Genomic DNA, 3,199 nt, shown 5'->3' on the forward strand with positions numbered 1-3,199 from the left:
CGATAAGAGCCGCCAGATACAGGTGCGAAACGGTGAGTTCGTCCACGCGGGCGAGAAACTTACCGACGGAGTTATCAGCTCGCACGACGTGCTTAGAATTTTAGGCGAAAAGGCGCTGCATTATTATCTGATAAGCGAAATTCAACAGGTTTATCGCTCTCAAGGCGTCGTTATCAGCGATAAGCATATCGAGATCATCGTATCTCAGATGCTCCGCCAGGTTCGAATCGTCGATAGCGGCGATACTCAGCTAATCGTCGGCGATCTGATTAGCCGCCGCAGATTTAGAGAAGAAAACGAGCGCATTATGAAAATTGGTGGCGAGCCTGCGATTGCAGAGTCCGTACTGCTGGGCGTAACTCGCGCCGCAGTAGGAAGCGATAGCGTCATTTCAGCGGCATCCTTCCAAGAGACTACGAAGGTTCTAACCGAGGCTAGTATCGCGGGTAAATTTGACCGATTGGAGGACTTGAAAGAAAACGTAATTTTAGGTCGCATAATTCCGGTCGGAACCGGTCTGTATAAAGATAAGGAAGTTAAACTTAAAAAATAATTTAGGGCAAAAAAGCCCTAAATTTAAAGGATGAAACATGAATATGATCAACATAAATTTCGGTCTGTTGTTTATCAGGTTGGGGCTTGGAGTTTGTCTTTTAATGCACGGAATTTTTAAGCTTACTCACGGCATAGACGGCGTAAAATCGATGCTGGTAGCTAGAGGAATTCCGGATTTAGTGGCTTACGGCGCATACGTAGGCGAGGTGCTGGCGCCCGCGATGATAATCATAGGCGTATTTTGCCGCATAGGCGCTCTGCTTGTGATCGCAAACGTGCTCATGATAATATATGTCCTACACACTCCGTTGAGCGCGCTTACCGGCGTGGGCGGATTTGAGCTGGAAATCGTATATCTGTATCTTTCCGCTGCGATCTGCTTAGTGATCTGCGGCGGCGGAGAGTTTGTACTGATTAGAGATTAAAATTTAGTTAAATTTACGTTTCTGTAAGTTTAAACAAAGTATAATCCAAATCTTTTTGAATAAATTTTTGTGAAAGGAAAGATGTGCCAACCATAAATCAATTGGTCAGAAAAGAGCGCAAGAAGCTTACCGAGAAATCGAAGTCTCCGGCGCTAAAGAATTGCCCTCAACGAAGAGGAGTTTGCACTAAGGTCTACACCACGACCCCTAAAAAGCCAAACTCAGCGCTTCGTAAAGTTGCCAAAGTAAGGCTTACTAGCGGATTTGAAGTCATCAGCTATATCGGCGGTGAAGGTCACAATCTACAAGAGCACTCCATCGTGCTAGTTCGCGGCGGTCGCGTAAAGGACCTACCGGGCGTTAAATACCACATCGTCCGCGGTGCGCTTGATACTGCAGGCGTTGCAAAACGAACCGTCGCAAGATCAAAATACGGTGCTAAACGACCTAAAAAATAGTTTAGCCGAAACAGACCGGCACTAGATTTTGCCGAGTTTGAGTAAAATTTTAAAATTTGAAGGAATAAAATGAGAAGAAGAAAAGCTCCCGTTAGGGAAGTTATGCCTGATCCGATTTATGACAGCAAAGTAATCACAAAATTTATTAATTCGCTTATGTTCGACGGCAAAAAAAGCGTCGCTACCGAGATCATGTATGGCGCCTTAAATTTCATCGACAATAAAGGCGGCGAGAAGAAAGGTATCGAAATTTTTAACGATGCCATCGATAACGTTAAGCCTTTGATGGAAGTTAAGTCTCGTCGTGTAGGCGGCGCAACTTATCAGGTTCCGATCGAGGTACGACCGGCTCGCCAGCAGGCTTTGGCTATTCGCTGGATCATCTCCTTTGCTAGAAAAAGAAGCGAGCGTACAATGATAGAGCGCCTGGCTTACGAGCTTATGGACGCCGCAAATTCTAAAGGCTCTTCATTTAAAAAGAAAGAAGATACCTACAAGATGGCGGAAGCCAATAAAGCTTTCGCGCATTATCGTTGGTAGGAGGGCATCATGGCAAGAAAAACCCCTTTACATATGGTTAGAAATATCGGTATTGCCGCCCATATCGATGCTGGAAAGACGACTACAAGCGAAAGAATTCTATTTTTTACCGGTATGAGCCATAAGATCGGCGAGGTTCACGAGGGCGCCGCTACTATGGACTGGATGGAGCAGGAGCGCGAGCGCGGCATCACGATCACGTCCGCGGCCACGACCTGTGTCTGGAAGGATCACACCATCAATCTTATTGATACGCCCGGTCACGTGGACTTTACGGTCGAGGTGGAACGTTCCATGCGAGTGCTCGACGGGGCGGTCTCCGTCTTTTGTGCCGTGGGCGGAGTGGAGCCCCAGTCCGAGACGGTCTGGCGGCAGGCGGACAAGTATCATGTCCCGCGCGTGGCGTTCGTCAACAAGATGGACCGTATCGGCGCGGACTTCGACGCGGTGGTCTCGGCGCTCCGCGAGCGTCTCGGGGCCTGTGCCATCCCCATTCAGATGCCGATCGGGGCCGAGGACGATTTTTCCGGGGTCGTGGACCTGATCGAGCAGAAGGCCGTGATGTTCAGCGGCGAGCTGGGGCAGCCCCCCAGCGTGACGACGATCCCCGCGGAACTGGCCATGCCTGCCAAGGCGGGGCGGGACGCCATCATCGAGGCGCTCTCCGACTTCAGCGACGACGTGATGACCCTCTACCTCGAGGGGCAGGAGGTCGGTTCCGAGCTGATCCGGAAGGTGCTGCGCGAGGCGACGATCGCCCTCAAGGCCGTGCCGGTGCTCTGCGGATCGGCCTTCAAGAACAAGGGCGTGGAGCTGGTGCTGGACGCGGTGGTCAACTATCTGCCCAGCCCCATCGACCTGCCGCCCATCCATGGGACGGAGCCCGGCAATCCCGAGAAGGTCCTGGAGCGCCACAGTGATCCCAAGGAGCCCTTTGCCGCCCTGGCCTTCAAGGTGGCGGTGGATCCCTTCCTCGGAAAGCTGATCTTTCTGCGTGTCTACTCCGGCAGGCTGGAGAAGGGAAGCGCGATCTACAACGCGACCTCGGGCCAGAGGGAGCGCATCGGCCGCATCATGCGGATGCACTCCAACAAGCGCGAGGACATCGATGTGGTGGAGGCGGGCATGATCGTCGCCGTCCCCAGCCTGAAGGGCACCAAGACGGGCGACACGCTCTGCGACGAGGCTCACCCGATCGTCCTGGAAAGCCTGGTCTTCCCC

4 protein-coding genes and 1 pseudogene are annotated in these 3,199 nt (G+C 52.0%); all 5 read left to right on the forward strand.

Annotation, left to right across the window (positions count from 1 at the left end):
* Window positions 1-553 (forward strand): annotated as a pseudogene (locus Q0256_RS07265) (DNA-directed RNA polymerase subunit beta'); the annotation flags it as partial.
* Window positions 554-590: 37 nt separating this feature from the next.
* Window positions 591-980 carry a DoxX family protein gene (locus Q0256_RS07270; protein ID WP_005872615.1) on the forward strand — a complete coding sequence of 130 codons (390 nt, stop codon included), beginning with the start codon at window positions 591-593 and terminating at the stop codon, window positions 978-980.
* 83 nt (window positions 981-1,063) lie between these two features.
* Window positions 1,064-1,438 (forward strand): 30S ribosomal protein S12, encoded by a 375-nt coding sequence (gene rpsL / locus Q0256_RS07275; protein ID WP_291939381.1) that lies wholly within the window; start codon window positions 1,064-1,066, stop codon window positions 1,436-1,438.
* 69 nt (window positions 1,439-1,507) lie between these two features.
* Window positions 1,508-1,978 (forward strand): 30S ribosomal protein S7, encoded by a 471-nt coding sequence (rpsG, locus tag Q0256_RS07280; protein WP_177386837.1) that lies wholly within the window; start codon window positions 1,508-1,510, stop codon window positions 1,976-1,978.
* A gap of 9 nt (window positions 1,979-1,987) precedes the next feature.
* Window positions 1,988-3,199 (forward strand): GTP-binding protein (locus Q0256_RS07285; RefSeq protein ID WP_297961702.1); only part of this gene is annotated, 1,212 nt, incomplete at its 3' end.

The sequence above is a fragment of the uncultured Campylobacter sp. genome (genome assembly GCF_937949835.1).
Classification (GTDB): domain Bacteria; phylum Campylobacterota; class Campylobacteria; order Campylobacterales; family Campylobacteraceae; genus Campylobacter_B.